The sequence below is a fragment of the Streptococcus cuniculi genome (assembly GCF_001921845.1).
GTDB lineage: Bacteria > Bacillota > Bacilli > Lactobacillales > Streptococcaceae > Streptococcus > Streptococcus cuniculi.
Window position 1 is genome coordinate 89,916 of sequence record NZ_MSJM01000005.1, and the last position, 20,828, is coordinate 110,743.

At 46.2% G+C, this 20,828-nt stretch carries 17 protein-coding genes; 15 read left to right on the forward strand and 2 right to left on the reverse strand.

What is annotated here, in order from left to right; translation table 11 throughout:
• Positions 1-10: 10 nt before the first annotated feature.
• Entirely contained in the window at positions 11-826 is an 816-nt protein-coding gene (rhaD, locus tag BU202_RS06505) for a rhamnulose-1-phosphate aldolase (protein ID WP_075104987.1), read from the forward strand.
• Between the two features lie 701 nt (positions 827-1,527).
• On the opposite strand, the gene gshAB is transcribed toward rhaD, so the two are convergent.
• On the reverse strand, positions 1,528-3,780 hold the full coding sequence (gshAB, locus tag BU202_RS06510; protein ID WP_075104988.1) for a bifunctional glutamate--cysteine ligase GshA/glutathione synthetase GshB: 2,253 nt from the start codon (positions 3,778-3,780) through the stop codon (positions 1,528-1,530).
• A 265-nt stretch (positions 3,781-4,045) separates the two neighbouring features.
• Here gshAB and mvk point away from each other — a divergent pair, with 265 nt between their 5' ends.
• The 7 genes from mvk to BU202_RS06545 all read left to right on the forward strand — a co-directional run bounded on the left by mvk (position 4,046) and on the right by BU202_RS06545 (position 9,800).
• Positions 4,046-4,981, forward strand: coding sequence for a mevalonate kinase (gene mvk, locus BU202_RS06515; RefSeq protein ID WP_075104989.1), 936 nt, complete (start codon positions 4,046-4,048; stop codon positions 4,979-4,981).
• Positions 4,974-6,008, forward strand: a complete 1,035-nt coding sequence (gene mvaD, locus BU202_RS06520) for a diphosphomevalonate decarboxylase (protein WP_075104990.1) — start codon at positions 4,974-4,976, stop codon at positions 6,006-6,008. The genes mvk and mvaD overlap by 8 nt, the downstream gene beginning before the upstream one ends.
• Positions 6,001-7,077, forward strand: a complete 1,077-nt coding sequence (locus tag BU202_RS06525) for a phosphomevalonate kinase (RefSeq protein WP_075104991.1) — start codon at positions 6,001-6,003, stop codon at positions 7,075-7,077. The genes mvaD and BU202_RS06525 overlap by 8 nt, the downstream gene beginning before the upstream one ends.
• A gap of 9 nt (positions 7,078-7,086) precedes the next feature.
• The gene (gene fni, locus BU202_RS06530) at positions 7,087-8,184 is read left to right on the forward strand and encodes a type 2 isopentenyl-diphosphate Delta-isomerase (RefSeq protein WP_075104992.1); all 1,098 of its coding nucleotides are present in this window, start codon (positions 7,087-7,089) and stop codon (positions 8,182-8,184) included.
• Between the two features lie 117 nt (positions 8,185-8,301).
• Positions 8,302-8,736, forward strand: coding sequence for a MarR family winged helix-turn-helix transcriptional regulator (locus tag BU202_RS06535; protein ID WP_075104993.1), 435 nt, complete (start codon positions 8,302-8,304; stop codon positions 8,734-8,736).
• Positions 8,737-8,749: 13 nt separating this feature from the next.
• Positions 8,750-9,112: a DUF1304 domain-containing protein gene (locus tag BU202_RS06540; RefSeq protein WP_075104994.1), complete on the forward strand. Its 363-nt coding sequence runs from the start codon at positions 8,750-8,752 to the stop codon at positions 9,110-9,112.
• 127 nt (positions 9,113-9,239) lie between these two features.
• Complete coding sequence (locus tag BU202_RS06545; protein ID WP_089503453.1) at positions 9,240-9,800, forward strand: DUF6287 domain-containing protein; 561 nt, start codon at positions 9,240-9,242, stop codon at positions 9,798-9,800.
• Positions 9,801-9,964: 164 nt separating this feature from the next.
• On the opposite strand, the gene BU202_RS06550 is transcribed toward BU202_RS06545, so the two are convergent.
• The gene (locus BU202_RS06550; RefSeq protein WP_075104995.1) at positions 9,965-12,052 is read right to left on the reverse strand and encodes a GH92 family glycosyl hydrolase; all 2,088 of its coding nucleotides are present in this window, start codon (positions 12,050-12,052) and stop codon (positions 9,965-9,967) included.
• Between the two features lie 166 nt (positions 12,053-12,218).
• Between BU202_RS06550 and BU202_RS06555 the strand changes: the two genes are divergently transcribed.
• The 7 genes from BU202_RS06555 (at position 12,219) to BU202_RS06580 (ending at position 20,763) form a co-directional block, all read left to right on the forward strand.
• Positions 12,219-13,505 (forward strand): glycoside hydrolase family 125 protein, encoded by a 1,287-nt coding sequence (locus tag BU202_RS06555; RefSeq protein ID WP_075104996.1) that lies wholly within the window; start codon positions 12,219-12,221, stop codon positions 13,503-13,505.
• Position 13,506: 1 nt separating this feature from the next.
• Positions 13,507-16,137 (forward strand): alpha-mannosidase, encoded by a 2,631-nt coding sequence (locus BU202_RS06560; protein ID WP_075104997.1) that lies wholly within the window; start codon positions 13,507-13,509, stop codon positions 16,135-16,137.
• A gap of 326 nt (positions 16,138-16,463) precedes the next feature.
• Positions 16,464-17,333 carry an ROK family protein gene (locus BU202_RS06565; RefSeq protein WP_075104998.1) on the forward strand — a complete coding sequence of 290 codons (870 nt, stop codon included), beginning with the start codon at positions 16,464-16,466 and terminating at the stop codon, positions 17,331-17,333.
• Complete coding sequence (locus BU202_RS06570; protein ID WP_075104999.1) at positions 17,327-19,204, forward strand: beta-N-acetylhexosaminidase; 1,878 nt, start codon at positions 17,327-17,329, stop codon at positions 19,202-19,204. The genes BU202_RS06565 and BU202_RS06570 overlap by 7 nt, the downstream gene beginning before the upstream one ends.
• A gap of 507 nt (positions 19,205-19,711) precedes the next feature.
• Positions 19,712-19,876 carry a hypothetical protein gene (locus BU202_RS10555; protein WP_167364747.1) on the forward strand — a complete coding sequence of 55 codons (165 nt, stop codon included), beginning with the start codon at positions 19,712-19,714 and terminating at the stop codon, positions 19,874-19,876.
• Between the two features lie 18 nt (positions 19,877-19,894).
• Positions 19,895-20,275, forward strand: a complete 381-nt coding sequence (locus tag BU202_RS06575; protein ID WP_083605767.1) for a hypothetical protein — start codon at positions 19,895-19,897, stop codon at positions 20,273-20,275.
• A gap of 92 nt (positions 20,276-20,367) precedes the next feature.
• Positions 20,368-20,763 carry a DUF1310 family protein gene (locus BU202_RS06580; RefSeq protein WP_075105000.1) on the forward strand — a complete coding sequence of 132 codons (396 nt, stop codon included), beginning with the start codon at positions 20,368-20,370 and terminating at the stop codon, positions 20,761-20,763.
• The last annotated feature ends 65 nt before the right edge of the window (positions 20,764-20,828 follow it).

The following is a 20,828-nucleotide window of genomic DNA, read 5'->3' on the forward strand; positions in this document are numbered from 1 at the left end:
GACAGTTGATATGAAACAGTTTGAGCATTCTCAGGTAGTCCAGGAACTTTGTGCGATAACGTATGATATGTGGCGCAATGGTTGGGATGAATATAATGGTGGAAACGTCAGTTATTTGCTCTCAGAAGATGAGGTAGGTGAACTGCAAGAGGCAGCACCTCGGGTCAAGGTAGAAGTCGAGGCTATTCCAGAGAGCCTTGTTGGGCGGTACTTGTTGATTACAGCGTCGGGAAGCCATTTTAGGACCTTAAAGGATCATGTAAAAAGAGATACAGGAGTTGTACGGATTGTAACAAATGGGTATGAAGTTCTTTGGGGATTTGAGGAAAATCGCAAGCCTACGAGTGAATTTTATATGCACATCTTGGCGCATGCAAAACGCTTGTCAATCAACCCCCATCATCGAGTGGTGGTGCATAATCATGCGACGAATATCGTGCTGTATTCACTCTTAAATGAGGTGACGAGTCGATCGTTGACGCTTGATTTATGGTCGGTGTTAACAGAATCAATCGTTGTTTTTCCAGATGGGATTGCGGTGTTGCCATGGGAAGTGCCTGGTACGCACCAGATTGGACTGGACACGGCGGAGGAATTGGCGGAGCACCGCATTGTCGTATGGGCCAAACATGGCGTCTTATCAACAGGGGTTGATTATCAAGATTGCTTTGGCTTGATTGAAACAGCAGATAAGGCAGCAAAACTGGCCTTAGATTTGCAACGGATTAGTGGAAAACCAATCGCAGAAAACAATGTCTTATCAAAGGATAACCTTAGAGCAGTCTGTCAGGCCCTGAAAGTGAAAGGAAAATATTTAGGGGAGTAAAAAGGGAGTGGGACAGAAATCGATAACTCGTAAGAGTTCGATTTTGTAGTCCTCGCTTTCTCATTTCTAGGCTCGGATATCAACAGTCACTCCCCTGACTGTCCTCGCTCTCTAGTTTCTAAGCTCGGGTATCAACAGTCACTCCCCTGACTGTTGATACCCGCAAGTTGACTAGCTTCCACAATCGAGAATTGTGGAAGGTTGGAAATAAGGCTAGCGAAGAATCGTTCGCTAGCCTCTTCTAATAGAATATTGATTTATCAATGTCATGGATAAGTTGCTCACAACTTTCTATTCTCTTCAATGCTCCACTGGAGCATTGAACCCAGCGACAAGCCTCGCTTTCGGATTTCTAGGCTCAGGTATCAATAGTCACTTCCCTGACTGTCTTCGCTTTCTAGTTTCCGAGCTCAGGTATTAACAGTCCACTGGACTGTTAATATATACGTCAACCTGTTAAATCTATAAAACGTAACGAGGTAAGGGACTTTTATCCCAACCTCTACTTTTACCACAGCGAAAAGTATCTGATGGGGCTCGCTCCGCTCGCGAAAATCGACAAATCGAGTGTTCAGTTAGCAGGGCTTTTGAACTTGTTTAAATAGATTTTGGGGTTGTCTACGTTCTGAAACAGCTGAAAAACCAGCTGTTTTTTTGTTCCATAGTTTATCTTGCTACTTCTCTAATCTATAGTCAAAAGACTATACTATCTCAGGAAATAGCTTAGCGATGATTTTGGGAGTGAGTGCCTGTCCGGGTCCTTGGTAGCAGTAGGTGTGCATGTACATGGACGGATTGAAGTTGAGCTCGATGCAGGTGCAGTTCGGAGTTTCCTTGCTAGACGGTAAGGTCGTATCTGGAATAATCAGGTCAACGCCGCAGACCCAAGCTCCAATAGACGTCGCCATATCGGCTGCCAGTTGTTTGTAGCTCTCATCCATCTGATTGGTCACATCAATTGAGTCACCGCCTGTTGAGATATTAGAGTTACCGCGCAATTCTGCTTTTTGTCCTGCTTCTAAAATGGTATCTGGACGGTAGCCCTGCTGGTCTAACATCAGTAGCTCAATCTCGCCTAGATTGATGATTTCAAGCGGAGACCGGTGATCGCGTCCACGCAGTGGATCTTGGTTTTTCAGGTCCACCAATTCTGCAATCGTATGAATCCCATCTCCCACCACGTTTGCAGCGACACGTAGCAGCACAGCCTCGCATCTTCCGTCTAGGACAAAGAAGCGGTATTCAGTGCCTGCGATAAATTCTTCAACCAAGATTTGTGTGTCCTCTAAAAAGGCGATGTCTAGGGCTTTTTCGTAATCTGCCAGGTTGGCACCATCTTGGAAAATGGAAATGCCAAGCCCAAAGTTGGTTGATTTCGGTTTGACCACAATGGCACGTTTTTCAATCTGTCCATAGTAGCGTAGGGCTGCAGCCTTGCTTGAAAATTCAGCACCTGCTGGTACGGGAAATCCTGCTCTTGCAAGGATTTTTTTCGTGACCGTCTTATTGGCCATGGCAAGGGGAACCACGTAGTTGTCTTTTGAAGTCATGTTGCCATTTTTTACATATTCGACATGGTCCTTGTGCCAGAGTTTGAGAAATTGGTCTTCTTCGTCGAGAATCTCAAGATGAACTCCTTTTTGAATGGCATCAAACATGAGCATCTGGGTCGAGAGTTCCATCTCTTCGTAGCCCTTGAGGGCATAGGGTGCGCTCCAAGCATGGTCATGAAAAGTTTGTCCCTGCATGCGGCCAAATTCCTGAAGTGATTGGTCTTTGACCTGGCGGACTAATTGTCCTGATAGAGTCAACTCAGGCTGGGCAAGCTGTTGTTTAACCGTATCGACCAAGTCTTGGTAATACTCTTCCAGTTGGAAATGGGAGATGATAGCTTCCATAGCATCAAGAATGGTCTGCGCATCCGCTTCTAGGGGTAGTGGGGTGAGTGGATGGGCTAGGGCAATCTGGTTGTTAAGCTCTGTAGCCGTTTTGAGCGTTTCATCTACCTGTTCAGGGCTATCGATCCAAAGCAGAGCAAGGGCAAAGAGATGCACGGTATCCAAGGTTTCTTGACTGATAGCAAGAGTATCAAAAGGATTTAGATCAAAACAGCGAAATTCTAAGTAGCGGATTCCCTCGGTCAGATAAGCCCGATTGTGCTTGTGGCCACGCAAGCGAACAGCTGAGTAAAATTCTTTCTCGGCAGAGAGGTCGCCTGTTTCCACATAGTGCTCAATATCACGGACATAGCTTGCCAAGTCCGCAAAGGACACGTGGATAGTAGAAGCATTGACATAGCCGTAGGAGCTATTACGAAGAGAGCGGACAGGATGCTCCAAGTCCTCTTTTAAAAACCCTGTTTCAGCAATAGGGCTTGCGCCGTATAAGTAGGTTAAAAACCAGCGATAGCGCAAGAATTGTTGAGCCAGCTTGAGGTAGAGGTCGTTGGTAAAGGCAAGCCGAGAGCTATAGCTACTCGTCTCGAATAACTGCTGAATCAAATCAGGTCCCAGCTCCATATTATAATGAATGCCAGACATAGACTGGAGGAGTTTGCCGTAGCGTTGTCCTAGACCTTGTCGATATTGGTACTCAAAGGCATCGTCTAGCTGGGCGATGCGGATGTCCTCTTCGCTCGCTTTCGGGGGCATTGAAAGCGGCCAGAGGTACTCGTCTGCCTCCATGGAGCGGTAGGCGACTTCGGTAATGGCTCCCAGCACCCGTCTGGCTTCCTTGGTAGAGCTGCTCACAGGGGTAATCAATTCCAATTGGGACTCGCTATAGTCGGTCTGAATGTAGGGATGAAAATTGCGAGAGCCTAGCTTTTCTGGGTGCGAGGTTTGTGCGATGTGATGGGCTGCGTTCATGCGTAATGATTCGCGCTCCAATCCAAAACTGGCTTGCAAAATAGGGAGATTTTGTGGTGCTTGCTGGAGTAAATAATTCATCGTCATAGATTGTTTCCTCGTCATTTCTACTAGTAATATTGTAGCGACTTTAGCTAGGAAAAACAAATTTTTGCTACGTTTTACGTGCTTTCTTGGGGCTGAAATGTCAGATAGTAGAAACTTTTTCTTGAAACATGGTATAATATAAGCTGCAGAATACTCTATAAATTTCAAAATCTGACCAGGTAATGAAACTGCAGGTTGAACGAAAGTTCAGCAAGGTGAACGAAGGACGTCAGACCTTGATTTTTGACGAGTATAAGGAGAGATCATGATTGCAAGAGGAAATTCGACAGGTAAGATTATTTTGATGGGAGAGCATGCGGTGGTCTATGGTCAGCCAGCCATTGCCATGCCTTTTTCTGCTGTTCAGATTACGGCGGAAGTCCAAGAAGAAGGGCAGGCTCTTTCTGTTAGTTGTGATTTTTATCAAGGGTTGGTTCATGAGATGCCCAAAATCTGGGAAAGTTTGAAACATGCCATTCGTTTTTCCCTTTACCGAATTGGGGCGCCGACAGATCCAGCTATTCATATTGAAATTCACTCCACCATTCCAGCCGAACGAGGGATGGGCTCTAGTGCGGCCGTAGCCGCAGCCGTAGCGCGGGCCTTGTTTGCCTTTTATCAAAAGAACTTATCCGATGAGGAATTGTGGGAAATTGTCCAGTCGTCTGAAAAAATCGCTCATGGCAATCCGTCAGGAATTGATGCAACGACGGTGACGGGAACAGCCCCAGTCTTTTTTATCAAGGATCAGCCGATTGAGCCCGTGGCACTGTCCTTGGATGCCTATCTTGTCGTAGCAGACACGGGAAAGACGGGCAATACCTTGGAAGCCATCACCGATGTGGCATTGCTGTACAGGCGCCGTAGTGAAGTGGAAAATTGGATAAAAGCCCTAGGAGACTTGACCTATCAAGCAAGGGATTATTTGGCGCACAACCAAGCAGAATTGCTAGGGCAGGTGATGAATCAAGCTCACACCTATTTGAAGGACTTGACGGTGTCAGATGAGAGCTTGGATAGGCTGGTTGTCATTGCGCGTCAAACGGGGGCCTTGGGGGCAAAATTAACTGGTGGTGGCAGAGGTGGCTGTATGATTGCCCTTGCTAAAACCAAGGAAGCAGCCGAGACAATTGCGCAGGCCTTAGCTGGAGCAGGTGCTAGCCAAACGTGGATACAGTATTTAGGAGAACGACATGAGTAAGAAAGTGGGAATCGCGCGTGCCCATACCAATATTGCCCTTATTAAATATTGGGGAAAGCGAGACAAGGACTTATTTTTGCCGATGAATTCGAGTTTATCGTTGACCTTGGACGCTTTTTACACAGACACCAAGGTTGTGTTTGATGATTCCTTGACGGCAGACGAGTTTTATTTGAACCATCAAAAACAATCCGAAAAAGAAAATCAAAAAATTTCGCAATTTTTGAATTTGTTTCGCGAATATACAGGTGAGAGGACATACGCTCGTGTCGACAGTCTCAATTTTGTCCCGACAGCGGCAGGTCTAGCGAGTTCAGCTTCTGCCTTTGCAGCTCTAGCCTTAGCGACCGCAACGGCCTTGGGACTGGAAATATCCCGCGAGGAATTATCGACCTTTGCCAGACGTGGTTCAGGCTCTAGTACCCGTAGTTTATTCGGTGGCTTTGTCGAATGGGACATGGGGACAAGTTCAGCAGATTCGATGGCGCATCCGATTGACGATGCCAGTTGGGACATTGGCATGATTATCCTCGCAGTTGATACGGGCAAGAAAAAGATTGCCAGCCGTGTCGGCATGGAGCATACGGTTCAGACCTCGCCCTTTTATCCGATGTGGGTGGAAACAGCAGCTCAAGATTTGAAAGAGATAAAGGCTGCGATTGCACAGCGGGATTTTGAGCGAGTGGGGCAACTGACCGAGCATAATGGTATGAAAATGCATGCGACAACCCTGTCTGCCAATCCTCCCTTTACCTACTGGACGGCCGATACGGTACGAGCGCAGGACGCAGTTCGTCAGGTGCGGGAAGACTTAGGATTGCCAGCTTATATGACCATGGATGCTGGTCCCAATGTCAAGGTGCTCTGCCGAGCGAGCGACATGGAGCGGCTGGTCAATGGCTTGACAGAGTATCTGCCGACAGAGCAAGTCTTGACCAGTCTTCCGGGATGTGGCGCCTATACCTTATCAGACGCGGACTGGCAGGAGTCGCAAGGTACTTTCTCGAGAGGTGGAGACCATGATTGAAGCGAGCGCACCTGGGAAATTGTACCTAGCAGGGGAATATGCGGTCGTTGAAGCGGGGTATCCAGCCGTTATTGCAGCGGTTGACCAGCACTTATTTGTCCGCTTGGAGCAGGTTGAGACAGGAAAGATTCATTCCACTCAACATCCTGACTTATTTGTTACTTGGACTCGTCATGACCATCACATTTGTCCAGGTGCGACCAATCCCTACCAGTTGATTACCAGCAGTATGCAGGTAGTGGAGGACTATGTCCGTGCGTTGGGAGTTGACACAGAGACATTCTATCAAGTTGAGATTCGTTCGGACTTAGATGATGAGCAGTCTGGCACCAAGTATGGGCTTGGCTCTTCAGGGGCAGTAACAGTTGGCGTCGTCAAGGCCTTGTTAGCTTATTATAAACAAGCTGCGGTACCGCTATTGGTGTATAAGCTCTCAGCTCTTGCCCAGTTACGCATCGGTGCGTCAGGCTCCTTTGGTGACCTCGCCGCCTCCAGTTTTGGTGGAATTGTCGCCTATCATTCGGTTGATAGGACTTGGCTCAAAGAAGCGATGGAGTGCTTGACGATTCTTGAGTTGGTAGCGCAAGACTGGCAGGGCTTATCTATCGAGTCGCTTGATTTACCAGAGGGACTAGAGCTACTGGTTGGTTGGACAGGCTCTGCGGCTTCGACAGACCAATTGGTGGCAGGTATGCAGGGACAACTCCAGCAGGAAGAAAAAGAAGCTGTCCACCGTCAATTTTTAACTGCCAATCGTCTTTGTCTGGAGCAGTTCATTCAAGCCTGTAAAGCAAATGATAGGGAAACTGTCAGAGAAGCCATTCGAACCAATCGGCAGCAGTTACAGGACTTTTCGGCTGGTATGGGAATCGTGATTGAAACACCTCAACTTGCCCGATTATGCCAGCTGGCTCTAGCACAAGGAGCCGTTGCCAAATCTTCAGGAGCAGGCGGCGGGGACTGTGGCATTTGCTTGGTGGATTCCCCTAAACAGAAAGAGAAGATTACAAAGGCCTGGGAAGAAGTAGGAATTGTTCCCTTACCCTTGTCAATCGCTTATAGAGAATAAGGAGAAATCATGTTGGAAAATGAACTTGTTGCTCCAAATCGCAAAGATCAGCATGTGGCCTTGGCCAATCAGCAATTTACAATGGCATCAGCAAGCGATATGGAACAGACACGCTTTGTCCATCATTCATTACCAGAGATGAAAGTGGCCGATGTTTGTTTAAAAACTTCTGTAGCAGGCCTAGAGTTTGCCATGCCCTTTTTTGTCAATGCGATGACAGGTGGGAGTGAAAAAACAGGGAAAATCAATCAACTATTAGGGATTCTAGGCCATGAAACCAAGGTTCCTTTGGCGACGGGTTCGGTGAGTGCAGCCTTAACAGATCCAAGTGTGGCAGATACTTTTTCCATTATGCGTAAAGAAAATCCTCATGGGATTATCTTTGCAAACCTAGGAGCTCATCATGGTGTGGACAATGCCAAGCGGGCTGTAGATTTACTAGAAGCAGACGGTCTACAAATCCACTTGAATGCCCCTCAAGAAATCGTTATGCCTGAGGGAGACCGTGATTTTTCAATGTGGTTGAAGAATATAGAGCAGATTGTTGCTGCGCTTGAGGTACCAGTCATTGTGAAAGAAGTCGGCTTTGGAATGAGCCGTGAAACGGTGGCTCAATTAGCCTCTATTGGTGTTGAAACGGTTGATATTTCTGGAGTAGGCGGGACGGACTTTGCGAAAATTGAGAATGCTCGTCGGACAAGAAGTCGCTATGACTATCTACATGGTTGGGGGCAATCGACTATGATCTCCATGGTAGAAGCCATAAGTTTACCTGCAGCTAGTCGTCCGCAAATCATTGCTTCAGGCGGTGTTAAGAATCCCTTAGATATCGTCAAATTACTGGCAGTGGGGGCAGAAGCAGTAGGCTTGTCCAACCGCTTTTTGCAACTAGTCAAGGAGAAAAATTCCGTTGAACAGGCTGTTGAAGAAGTGCAGGTATTTTGCGAGAGTATTGCTTCGATTATGACCTTGCTAGGCGCTCGAAATGTAGCTGATTTACGTCAAACGGACCTTGTCCTAGCGCCAGCAGTCCAAGCCTGGTGTTCGGCTCGGGGAATTGATTGGACGCATTATGCCAACCGTTCGTCCAGAAGCATTGAAAAGTAACTTTGTAAGTTTTTTGAAAAATGATGAAAATTTCAAGCATAAGTCTTGATTTTTTCTTTTGTTTAGATTAAAATTGACTAGTCAATAATTGATAAGTCAATCATAAAAGGAAATGTCATGCTAGCAATAAACGACCTACTGTATCAACTCCACGTAACGGATCAGGCGATTACCCAGTTGTTTGAAAAGCGTTTGGGAATCAGTCTGACACGATATGAACTCTTGCAGTTTTTATTGGAATCAGCTCCTTGTAGCCAGATTCGACTGCAGGAAGTGTTGAAAATTGATCAGGCTGCTCTGACTCGTCATTTTAAGATTTTGGAGGAAAGTGGCTATGTGACCAGGACCCGCAATCCGCAAAATCAAAGGGAGATTCTGGTGGATGTGACAGAGTTTGCAAAAAAACAGCTCGTCACGTCTCCTCCGCGCCATCATTTGGCTGTAAAAGCGCAGATAGAGCAGATTTTAACGGATGAGGAAACGCATACGTTTCAAAACTTGTTGGACAAGCTAGTAACAGGCTTAGAAACGATTACGATTGACAAAGATTAGAAAGAAGGAAACTATGTCACTCATTACTACGATTTTAGCAACCATTGTTGCTCTCGAACACCTCTACATTTTTTATCTTGAGACGATTGCAACGACATCAGCCAAGACCAGTCAGACTTTTCATATGGCTCAAGACGAGTTGGCGCGCCCATCTGTTACAGTTCTCTTTAAAAACCAAGGGATTTACAATGGATTATTAGCAGTCTTTCTTCTCTATGGGATTTTCATTTCTCATAACTTGGAAATTGTGACGATTTTCGTCTTGTATGTGATTGGCGCAGCGGTTTATGGTGCAGCAACCTCTAACAAATCGATTCTCTTGAAACAAGGTGGACCAGCGATTTTAGCGCTCTTGAGTATTTTATTATTGAAATAAACGAAGGTCGTTCTTCGTTTTTTTGCTGTATCAGGGTATGTTTAGAGGGGATAAGCGCAAAGTCTTTTTCTATTTTGGGAAAAAGGATATAATAGGGGTAGGAAAGCAATGCGAAAGGAGTGTTTTCATGAACACAAATAGTTGGATGAAAAGCCTATCTCTGATGGCGGTAGTGAGTGTGTCTCTGTTAACCGCTTGTTCGCTGTCAACAGGCAAGTCAGCAGGTGCAAGTAGTAGTTCTACGACTCCAGCTACAATGGATGCGTCCACTTCCACGATGAGCGCAAGTGATACTTCCTCTAGTAGTGTAGAACCTTCAGCATCGTCCACGAACCTTGGAGTAAGTCAAATGCAGGTGTCAGAGCTGGTTGATGGTCATTATGCTAGTGTAAAAGGAAGCTGGCAGGACGCAGCAGGGAACCAATTGACCTTTGATGAACACGGCTTGGTTTCAGATGTTTATACGAGTTATGGTCTGTCTGCGACAGATTATGGGACAGCTTCTGGCGGTGTCTATGGTGGGGATACAGGTGGTTTCTTGCTTGAATTTATCCCCGCAGGTATCACGATTCAAAGCAATGACCAGTTCACCGATACATCTGACACTAGCAAGGACCGTATCTGGACAGGTGTTGGAATCAATACCTTTGCTGAACAAGGCCAGTTCTACTATCGAGTTGAGGAGTAGTGAGAACCGTGGAGTGAAAACGAAAATGATACATTAGATAGTGAATTAAATAAAGGTTAGGACATCGTTCAGTCGTTTTGATTAAGGCCAGTTCTATCTGCAGCTCCTTGCCTTTCTCAACCCACTATAAAAATCCCAGTCGTGTGGCTGGGATTTTTGCTTTGCTAGGATACTGGTAACCAAGAAAGGCTAAAGTCGAGTTGACTGCTGGTAAGGAGCTCGTGGTGAGAAAGGCTGGTTGCGGGCTTGCCATCAAGGGCAATGCTCTTGACAAAGTTGAAATGAGGGTGGTTATCGTGGCTTGTAATCGTGAGCCATTTGTCATTTGTGGGAAGATAAATCTTGAACTTTGGAAAGAGGGGGACGCCGCAGACATATTCGTCCTTACCGGGGCAGAGTGGGTAAAAGCCTAGGCAGCTAAAAAGGTACCAGGCAGACATACTGCCATTGTCTTCGTCACCCGGATAGGCCTCAAAGCCCGGTTGGAAACTTTCTTGGCGAATGCTTTTGATCAGGAGGCTAGTGTATTCTGGGCGCAGACTTTTTTGGAAGAGGTAGGGGATGTGGAAGCTCGGTTGGTTGGAAATGGCAAGCTGGCCGAAGTTTTGGGTCGCCATCTCGCTCATCTCGTGGATTTCGTAGCCATAACCCGTGACCTCAAAGAGGGGCTTGCTGTTGCAGACGTGAAGGAGATAGTCGGTGAAGGCTTGCTCTCCTCCCATGGCTTGCCTTAGCCCATCTATATCGTGGAGAATTCCCAAAGTCGCTTGGATACTGGAACATTCGGCATAGTCCTGTCCCCAGCTATAGGGTGAAAAGTTTGGACGCCAGTTGCCCTGCTCATCTTTGGCTCGGAGATAGCCCGTATCAAGGTCAAAAAGGTGTAGGTAGTTTTTGGACTGTTGCTGGTATTCTTCAGCGATGGAATCGTGTCCGAGTTTTTTGGCGACAGTCGCAATACAAAAGTCGCTGTAGGTGTAGTCAATGGTATGGCTGACACTTTCATGAAATTGGGTATAGGGGAGGTAGCCAAGTTCTTTGTAAGTATCGGCTCCATGACGTCCAAAGATATTTTTCGGATCGGTCTTTTCAGCCGTATCAAGCATGGCCTGAAAGAGTTGTTCGTGAAGCTCTGGAGCAATCTCTTTGGTGCAGGCATCGGCAATAACCCCATCGATTAGGGTACCGGGCATCATCCCTCGTTCGTCAGGCGCCAGCCATTTTGGCAGGTAGCCAGTTTCCTGATAGAAATGCAAGAATCCTTCTAAAAAAGCAGTGTATTGCTCGGGTGCTACGAGGGCAAAGAGAGGAAAGGAGGTGCGGAAGGTATCCCAAAAACCATTGTTGGTAAAGAATTTCCCGGGGCGGACTTGGTTAGAAGCAAGGTCAAGGTGGATTTCCTGCCCTTGAGGGTCTAGTTCATAGAAGGTCTGTGGGAAGAGGAAAGTTCGATAGAGGGCATGGTGAAACATGCGGGTATCGTAGCCTCCGTCATCGACAATTTCAAAGCGATGGAGGTACCGGAGCCAGCTTTCCTTGGCTTGGATTTTGCAGTCCTCAAAAGGACGGTCTGGTGTATTGAATAAGGCCTGCTCGTGGGAAATGTAGGACGTTCCAATCTGTACTTCTGCCTGTGGTGCAGCCAGTTCAATGAGGGTATCCTGCTCCAGTTGGCTCACGGCTGTAATCGCTGTGTCAAAGCGCAGATGAACATAGAGTGTAATAGGTTTGTGGGTAGTTTCGGTGACATCCTGTACGCAACCTCGTAGGGAGTGGCTGTCGATTTGTTCAAATGTACAGCCTTTTTCGCTATGGAGAAAAAGGGCCAAGTCTTGTTGCCTGAGACTTTGGAGCTTCAGGCAGGCACCATAGGTCGTAGGTGTCAGCTCAGTCGTGATTTGGTAGCGCTCGGAGTGAATGGCCAAGTGGTGCGGATGGAAGGTGGCCTCTTTTGGTCGGTAACTGCTCTGGCGGTGAAAGAGGCTGGCTTGTGTCATCTTTCCTGTAACAGGGGTCAATAGCAGCCAAGCATAATCACCAATCCATGGACTTGCTTGGTGGGTCAGCCGTATGCCTTGAAAAATCGGAATGGTCGGATTGAAGAACCAGGACCCCTGATTATCGGTCGTTTGGGGAACAAAATAATTCATGCCAAATGGTAGGCCTGTGTAGGGCAGAGTGTTGCCGTTTGAGTAGGCGTGGCAGTTTTCAGAGCCGTAGCGGGTGTCGATGTGTTCGAGGATTGTTTTCATGTATTATCTCTCCGTGAAAGTGTTTTCTAACATGATTATATCATGATTTTTTTCCATAGGGACAAGTGGAAAAGATATTATCGAAAGGACTATAGTTTGTGTAGGATTTTTATCGTGCTTTGTTTTATACTAGAAACTGAGAAATAGTCTAAGTAAAGGAGACAATATGTATTCAAAAGAACTAGTCAATCAATGGTTGCAAGCGATTGCAGAAAAGGCAAAAGATCATCCAGAATGGGTGCAGGTCTTTGAGCGTTGCTATACAGATACGCTGGACAATACGGTGAAACAGTTAGATGACGATACAGCCTTTGTCTTGACGGGAGATATTCCTGCCATGTGGTTGCGCGATTCGACTGCTCAGATTAAGCCTTATTTGTTTTTGGCTAAGACCGATGACCGCCTGCGCAAGACCATTTTAGGAGTGTTGAGACGCCAGCTTCGTTTTATTTTGCACGATCCGTATGCCAACGCTTTTAACATGGAAGAAAATTGGAAAGGGCATCACGAGACGGATCAGACGGATTTGACCGGCTGGATCTGGGAGCGGAAATATGAAGTGGATTCGCTCTGCTATCCGTTGCAGTTGGCCTATCTCTTGTGGAAGGTGACGGGGGAAACAAGTCACTTTGATGAGGAGTTCATCGCAGCTACGAAAGAAATTATCCAGCTTTGGAAATTGGAACAGGACCATAGCCGTTCCCAGTATTCGTTTGTTCGAGAAGGAGACCGTCAGGAAGATACCCTGGTGAATGACGGGGCTGGACCAGCCTTTGGTTTTACGGGAATGACCTGGTCTGGTTTTCGGCCGAGCGATGACGCCTGTGAGTATAGCTACCTTGTTCCGTCTAATATGTTTGCGACGGTTGTCTTGGGCTATGTCGTAGAAATCTTTGAAGAGTTGCAGCTGTCTGATAGCGATGAGATTGTGCCACAGGCAAGAGAATTGCAGGCAGAAATCAAAGAGGGAATCGAAACCTACGGACGAACTAAAAATCAGGCGGGGGAAACCATCTATGCCTTTGAAGTCGATGGTTTGGGCAATGCCAGCATTATGGACGATCCAAATGTGCCGAGCCTCCTTGCGGCTCCTTACCTAGGCTATTGTGAGATGGACGATGAGGTCTATCAAGCGACACGCCGGACGATTTTAAGCACGGAAAACCCTTATTATTACGAGGGAGAATATGCCAAAGGTTTGGGAAGTTCCCATACATTTTACCGCTATATCTGGCCGATTGCGCTCTGTATCGAGGGCTTGACGACCAAGGATCAGGCAGAAAAAGAGCGGATTTTGGACTTGTTGGTGGCTTGTGACGGTGGGACAGGTGTCATGCACGAAAGTTTCCATGTGGATGATCCGACCAAGTTCTCACGCGAATGGTTCTCATGGGCCAATATGATGTTTTGTGAACTAGTGCTTGATTATTATGGAATGAGAGTGGAGGTGTAGAGTGGAAAACGTTGTTGTCCATATTATTTCCCATAGTCACTGGGACCGCGAATGGTACCAGTCCTTTGAGGGGCATCGAATGCAGCTGGTTGAGCTGTTTGATGATTTGTTTGACCTATTTGAACATGACCCAGAATTTAAGAGCTTCCATCTGGACGGTCAGACCATTGTGCTCGATGATTATTTGGCCATTCGTCCTGAAAATCGAGCGAAAGTACAGTCTTACATTGACCAAGGCAAGTTAAAGATTGGGCCTTTCTATATCCTGCAAGATGATTACCTCATCAGTAGTGAGTCCAATGTCCGCAATAGTCTCATCGGTCACCAAGAATGTCAAAAATGGGGCAAATCAACTGCGATTGGTTATTTCCCAGATACCTTTGGGAATATGGGGCAGGCGCCCCAATTGCTCAAGCAAACAGGGCTAGATGTGGCAGCCTTTGGCCGTGGTGTGAAGCCGATTGGCTTTGACAATCAGGTGCTAGCAGACCAGCAATTTACCTCTCAATTTTCCGAAATGGTGTGGCAGGGGGCAGATGGCAGTGAAGTCTTAGGCATTCTTTTTGCGAACTGGTACAGCAATGGAAATGAGATTCCAGTTGATAAGGCGGAAGCAGCAGCCTTTTGGGAACAAAAATTAGCAGATGTAGAGCGCTATGCAGCGACCAATCAATGGCTCATGATGAATGGTTGTGATCATCAGCCTGTGCAGAAAAATCTGAGTGAGGCCATTCGAGTCGCCAATGAATTGTACCCAGAAATCACCTTTGTCCACAGTAGTTTTGATGAGTACGTGGCAGCCGTCAAGGAACATCTTCCTGCCAACTTGTCGCAGGTGACAGGTGAACTGACCAGTCAGGAGACAGACGGTTGGTATACCTTGGCCAATACAGCTTCTGCACGGATTTACTTGAAACAGGCCTATGTGGAGACCAGCAATCTCTTAGAGCAGGTGGTGGAGCCTCTGCTCGTCTTGACCAAGGGCGACCACTACCAAGACCAATTGACCTACGCTTGGAAAACCTTGCTGCAAAATGCTCCGCATGATAGCATCTGCGGCTGTAGTGTAGATGAGGTTCACCGCGAAATGGAAGTGCGGTTTGAAAAAGCCAAGTCGGTGGCAGCCTTTGTCAAGACCAATGCCCTCAACGCTTGGAAAGACCAGCTCGATACCGAGCAAGCAAGTGGCGAATACCTCTTTACCGTGGTGAATACTGGCTTGCACCGTAAACGAGATCAGGCGACTGTCGTGCTAGAAGTTGCCACATGCGATTTCAAAGAAGCTGCTCCAACGATGGCTTTTCAGCGGATGTCAGACTTGGTGCTCCCCAACTTTTGTGTGCAGGATTTGGATGGACAGTCTATTCCTGCCATCATTGAAGATTTAGGGGCACATTTCAACTACCAGTTACCAAACGATGCCTTTCGGAAGGCCTATATCGCGCGTCAAATCAAAGTGACCATACCTGTTGACCTCGAGGCTGTTTCTTGGCAGACCTTCCAGTTGGTTGAAGGCGAGCAAGCTCACGAAACAGGGCTCTATCAAGATGGACAGATTGAGACAGAGTATCTCAAGCTGTGTGTGGAAGAGTATGGCTTGACGCTCCATGATAAGCGGACAGGTCAGGTCTATGAAGACTTTATCCAGTTTGAAGACCGCGGTGATATTGGCAATGAATACCTCTATTTCCAACCGCTCAACACTCAACCAATCTATGCTGAATTGGTCAATGTAGCGGTAGTGGAAAATACCAGCCAGACCGCTCGCTTGCGTTTGACCCATGCCTTGACAATTCCCGTTAGTGCAGATGAGCAGTTAGAAAGGGAACAAGAAGGATTGGTCGAATACATGAAACGGACCGCTGGTCGTTCGCAGGACAGGACAAGGATAGAGCTTACAACAGATGTATGTGTCCTTGCTTTCGACCCTCAGATTCGCTTTAAGACACGCTTTACCAATACTGCAAAAGACCACCGCATTCGCGTGCTCTTCCAGGCGCATCATGCGGGACAAAGCCATGAGGCGGAGAGTATTTTTGAAGTGGTGGAGCGCTCCAATCAGCCATCAGCAGCTTGGGAAAATCCAGAAAATACCCAACGCCAACAGGCCTTTGTCAGTCTGACAGACGATGAAAAAGGAGTGACGGTCGCAAATAAAGGGCTCTATGAGTATGAAGTGTTAGATGATAAGACCCTTGCCTTGACCATTTTACGCGCGGTAGGGGAATTGGGCGATTGGGGCTATTTCCCAACACCAGATGCTCAATGTCTACGGACGTTTGAAGTGGAATATGCGCTGGAATGCCACCGTCCAGAAGAACGCTTTGCGGCTTTCAGACGGGCGAAGGCTTTCCAGACACCTTTGACCACTCTTCAAGTACCTGTCCAAACAGGAACAGTTGCAGCGACTGGTCATGCTTTGGAGCATAAAGCCTTGCAGGAAGAACAGATTTGCCCAGCTGCTTTGAAACAGAAAACAGCTAGTCAACAGGTCCTTCTACGCTACTATAATATGAGCCAAGAGCCTGTCTCATTGGGACACGAAGCCCAGTATCTGAATCTCTTGGAAGAGCCTTGTCAGGTAGAAACAGACTTTGTGAACCCACAAGAAATTCGCACGGAATTGCTATAGTCAAATGAACGAACTTTCAGACAAGGAACTTAAGACTATAGTGGATTGAGAAAGGAATAGGACAAGGCAAGGAGTTGTAGATAGAACTTGGTGTTCATCAAAGCGACTGAACGATGTCCTAACCTTTATTCAATTCACTATACTTGCAGTACGGCAAGTCGAAAGTGACGATGTATCAAAGTTCATTCAAAAGACTATACCTATTTGAATGCGAGCTAAAATCTCGGAAAATAGACGACCCTCCCTAGAAATACGATTTCTTCGGTAGTCTCCCTAATTTTCTGTCGATTTTTAACGCTCTTATATCATACAATAAGGAGAATATTATGGTAATAGCCTGTATTGATATTGGTGGCACCAGCGTCAAATTTGCCAAAATGACCAAAGAAGGGGCGGTGCTTGAAAAAGAAACCTGTCCGACACCAGAGAATTTGGAAGCCCTGCTCGCCTTTCTGGACGCTTGTCTAGCCAAGGCAGACTATGAGGGAATAGCCTTTAGTGTGCCAGGGGCGGTCAACCGAGAGACAGGGGTCATCGAGGGAATCAGTGCGATTCCTTATATCCATGGCTTTTCTTGGTATGACAAGCTCGCGACCTATGGGGTGCCTGTGACCTTGGAAAATGATGCCAATTGTGTCGGCTTGAGTGAACTGTTGTCGCGACCTCACTTGCAAAATCTAGCCTGCGTTGTCATTGGGACAGGGATTGGCGGAGCCATTATTTTAAATGGGAAGTTGCACCGAGGGCGGCACAATTTAGGCGGAGAATTTGGCTATATGACCTTGCGTGAGCCAGACCAAGAACTTCACAATTGGTCGACGCTGGCCTCGACGGGAAAATTAGTTCGCACCGTTCGAGAACAGACTGGTGATGTCAGTTATGACGGCCGTAAGGTCTATCAAGAAGCCCATCTGGGCAATCCAATCTGTCTGGAAAGTATCGAGCAGATGTATCATCATCTGGCCTTGGGCATCTTGAATATCCAGTACAGCCTTGACCCAGATGTGATTAGCATTGGTGGTAGTATCAGTCAAAATGAGGAATTTATCGCTGGAGTACAGAAAAAGGTTGAAGAAATCGTCAATCGGTATCCTGAATATAGCATTGTGCCAAAGATTGTCGCTTGCCATTATCAGGAAGATGCAAATGTATATGGAGCCTTGGTGAATTGGCTTCAGGAGGAACAACAATGGTAGTTATAACGGGGTTATCAGACCAGCAACAGCAGGCAGTTGAGCAAATACAAAAACGGTTGAATCTAGGGGATTGTCAGATCGAAATCTCGCCTTGTGCAGAGCATTCCATCGTCCTTGAAGGAGAAAAAGGCCAGTATCGTCTCGGTTATGACCAGCCTTTTCGGCTCTACCGAGGGCTCAGCCTCTTAACAGCAGCCTTGGAAGAGGGAGATGAAGTTTCTCTTACAGAAGATGCAGCCTATGAGCGCTTGGCTTATATGGCTGATTGCTCGCGCAATGGGGTGTTAACAGTTGATGCCTGTAAGGAGATGATTGAACTTCTGGCTTTAATGGGGTATTCCACCTTTGAGCTTTACATGGAAGATACCTATGAAATTGAGGAGCAACCCTACTTTGGCTACTTTAGAGGACGGTATACGGTTGAGGAATTAAAAGAGATTGAGGCCTATGCCAATCTCTTTGATATGGAATTTGTCCCTTGTATCCAAACCCTTGCCCATTTGAGTGCTTTTGTCAAATGGCAGGTCAAAGAAGTTCAGGAACTGCGGGATGTAGATGATATTTTGCTAGCTGGTGAAGATAAGGTTTACCAACTAATTGAGCAGATGTTCACGAGCCTGTCTGCTCTCAAAACACGTAGAATGAATATTGGCATGGATGAAGCCTATCTAGTCGGGCTTGGTCGCTATTATGATAAACATGGTGCACGAGAGCGCAGTCTTATCATGTGTGAGCACTTGGATCGGGTTTTGACCGTGGCGGAGAAATACGGTTTTACATGCCAGATGTGGAGTGACATGTTTTTCAAATTGATGTCTGCGACCGCTAACTACGAGGGTGAATTACAGATTCAACCTGAAACGCAGGCCTATCTCGAACGCTTAAAAGATCGTGTAACCTTGGTTTACTGGGATTATTACCAAGATGCCAGCGAGAAATACGAGCGCAATTTTGAACGACATTTAAGCATCAGCTCTGATATTGCCTTTGCAGGTGGAGCATGGAAATGGATTGGTTTTACACCGCATAATCACTTCAGTCAGCTGATTGCCAAGGAGGCGCATCAGGCCTGTCAGCGGTATCAGGTCAAGGAAGTGATTGTGACTGGCTGGGGAGACAATGGGGGCGAAACCGCTCAATTTTCCATCCTTCCTGCCTTGCAAATCTGGGCAGAGTTAGCCTATCGGAATGATTTGGAGAAGGTTTCCCATCATTTTGTGGTGAATACGGGTGTGACCTTTGAGGACTTCATGCAGATTGATTTGGCGAATTTGTTGCCGCATATTCCTGAACATCTTAGTGGAATCAATCCAAACCGATATGTTTTCTACCAAGATATTCTCTGTCCCTTGCTGGATCAGCATATTTTGGCAGAAGATGCGGAGCATTTTCTCCAGTCGGCCAGTCAGCTAGCAACTATCGCACAGACAGCAGGAAATTTTGCCTACCTCTTTGAAACCCAAGCCTTGCTCAACCGCATACTCGCTGTCAAGACTTGTCTGCCAAAGGACATCAGAAAGGCCTATGAAAAAGGAGATACGGCCAGCTTGCTCGCCTATGCTGAAAAAGATTTGGTTCAGCTCGAAGCAGCTTTGGTCGAATTTATAGACTGTTTCAGCCGCCAATGGTTGCGAGAAAACAAGGTCTTTGGCCTTGATACGGTGGACATTCGCATGGGTGGCTTGCTCCAGCGCGTGCGCCGTGCCAAGGAACGCCTGACACTCTATGCCAAGGGTGAACTCGCTAGCCTGCCAGAATTAGAAGAAGCCCTGTTGCCATTTACGGACTTCTATGCGGGCAAAAGTCCAACAGCCACAACCGCCAATCAATGGCACCTCATCGCCACCGCGTCAACCATTTATACGACCTAAAAAAGAGAGCTATATTGAAGAAAAAGTTCTTTTGTGCTACTTTTCTTAGGTGGTGCGGACGGTAGCGACTTCCTGCGGGCTAAAATAATCCAGTGGATTATTTTAGCCCGAGCCCAGAAACAAAGGAGCGAGGATAATCGATTTCTGCGAAATCACGATTGAGTCCCACTCCCTACTTTTACCACAGCGAAAAGTAGCGGATGTGGCTCACTCCGCTCGCGAAAATCGAATGGTAAGTTAGCAGATTTTTTGAACTTGTTTAAATAGATCTTGAGTTTGTCTACGTTCTGAAGAGACCTGCGGGTCTCTTTTTATGATTGATTAGAAAGGAAACGACAGTTTCATTCAAGGCTCGTGACAAACGTCATAGAGCATTTTACGGAAGCTATTTTTAGCGCCTATCGGCATTGGACCAACTGTGGATGCTGAAGCGAAAGTCTACTCATCTTCCTTGGTGCTTTTCGTGAATGCTTGAAAAATAGTGTATAATAGAGAAAAGGGAGCCGCATGAAAGCAAAGCATATGATTGGTATCTTGGTCTTTGCAGATTTTGGCTCAAGCACCATAATCCAGCGAACGACCATCAAACAAGGGCACCGAGAATATGAACTCAAATGGCATCCCCAAAATAATGGCTACAGTATGACAGTTGCGTGCCCAGTCAATTTCTAAAAGGAGAAGGCAGAGAATATGAAGAAATTAGTGACATCTATCTTATTGGTCATGTGTATAATAGGTGCACTAGCAGGCTGTGGCATGAACAAGGAGAACTTGACTAAGGAACAGCAGGATAGAATTGTAGATGAGATTATCCAAAATTATACTATTTCATCTATTCAGTTTACGAGTTTTACGAAAGATAGAAATACGGGCTCATATTATTTGAAATTTACGATAAATGATGACGAAAAATTACAAACAGGTCTAGTATTTTCACATATTGAAGAATTAGACGATGTAGCATATAACATAGGTTTGAGTCCTGTAGAAAACTTTGCTATGTTGGAAAGAAAAAAAGGTGACATGGTTCAAGAGAAAATAGATATTAGAATTACCTACTTAGGTGACTAGAATGAATAATTTACAGATAAAATGGATTGCTGAACAGTCATATTAGGTCGAAGAAAACAGGTCACTATTAGTAAAGAAATGAGGAAATCGAAATGAAAACATGGCAGAAATGGTTACTCGGTATTATCGCAAGCGTATCCGTCATACTTGGAATAGTAGTCTTGGGACAGGTAAGTAAACAAGAACAACGAAAACAAGAGATGCTGGAATTTGTTCAGAGTAGGGAGGCTAAAGAAGCGATTGAAATTGTTCTGAAAAATAGAGACCCTCAAGCCCTCACTTCCGAAGGAATCATTCAGAAGTATGAAATTGATACGGATACGGTCAAGTATAATCCCATGGGCGCAGTAATGGTGAAAGTAGTAGTTAATGGAGATGGTGAACTTTTTATTGACTATATAATATATCCGAATCAAGATGATATATCAATTGCTACGAGTAGCGCTTCTGAAAAGTTAGCAACATTGTTGAGGGAGGCGTATGAGTAGTTTTACTAGTCAAGAACAGTTAGAACTAGCAATAGCGGTTGCACAGGCGGAAAGGTAAAAAAGAA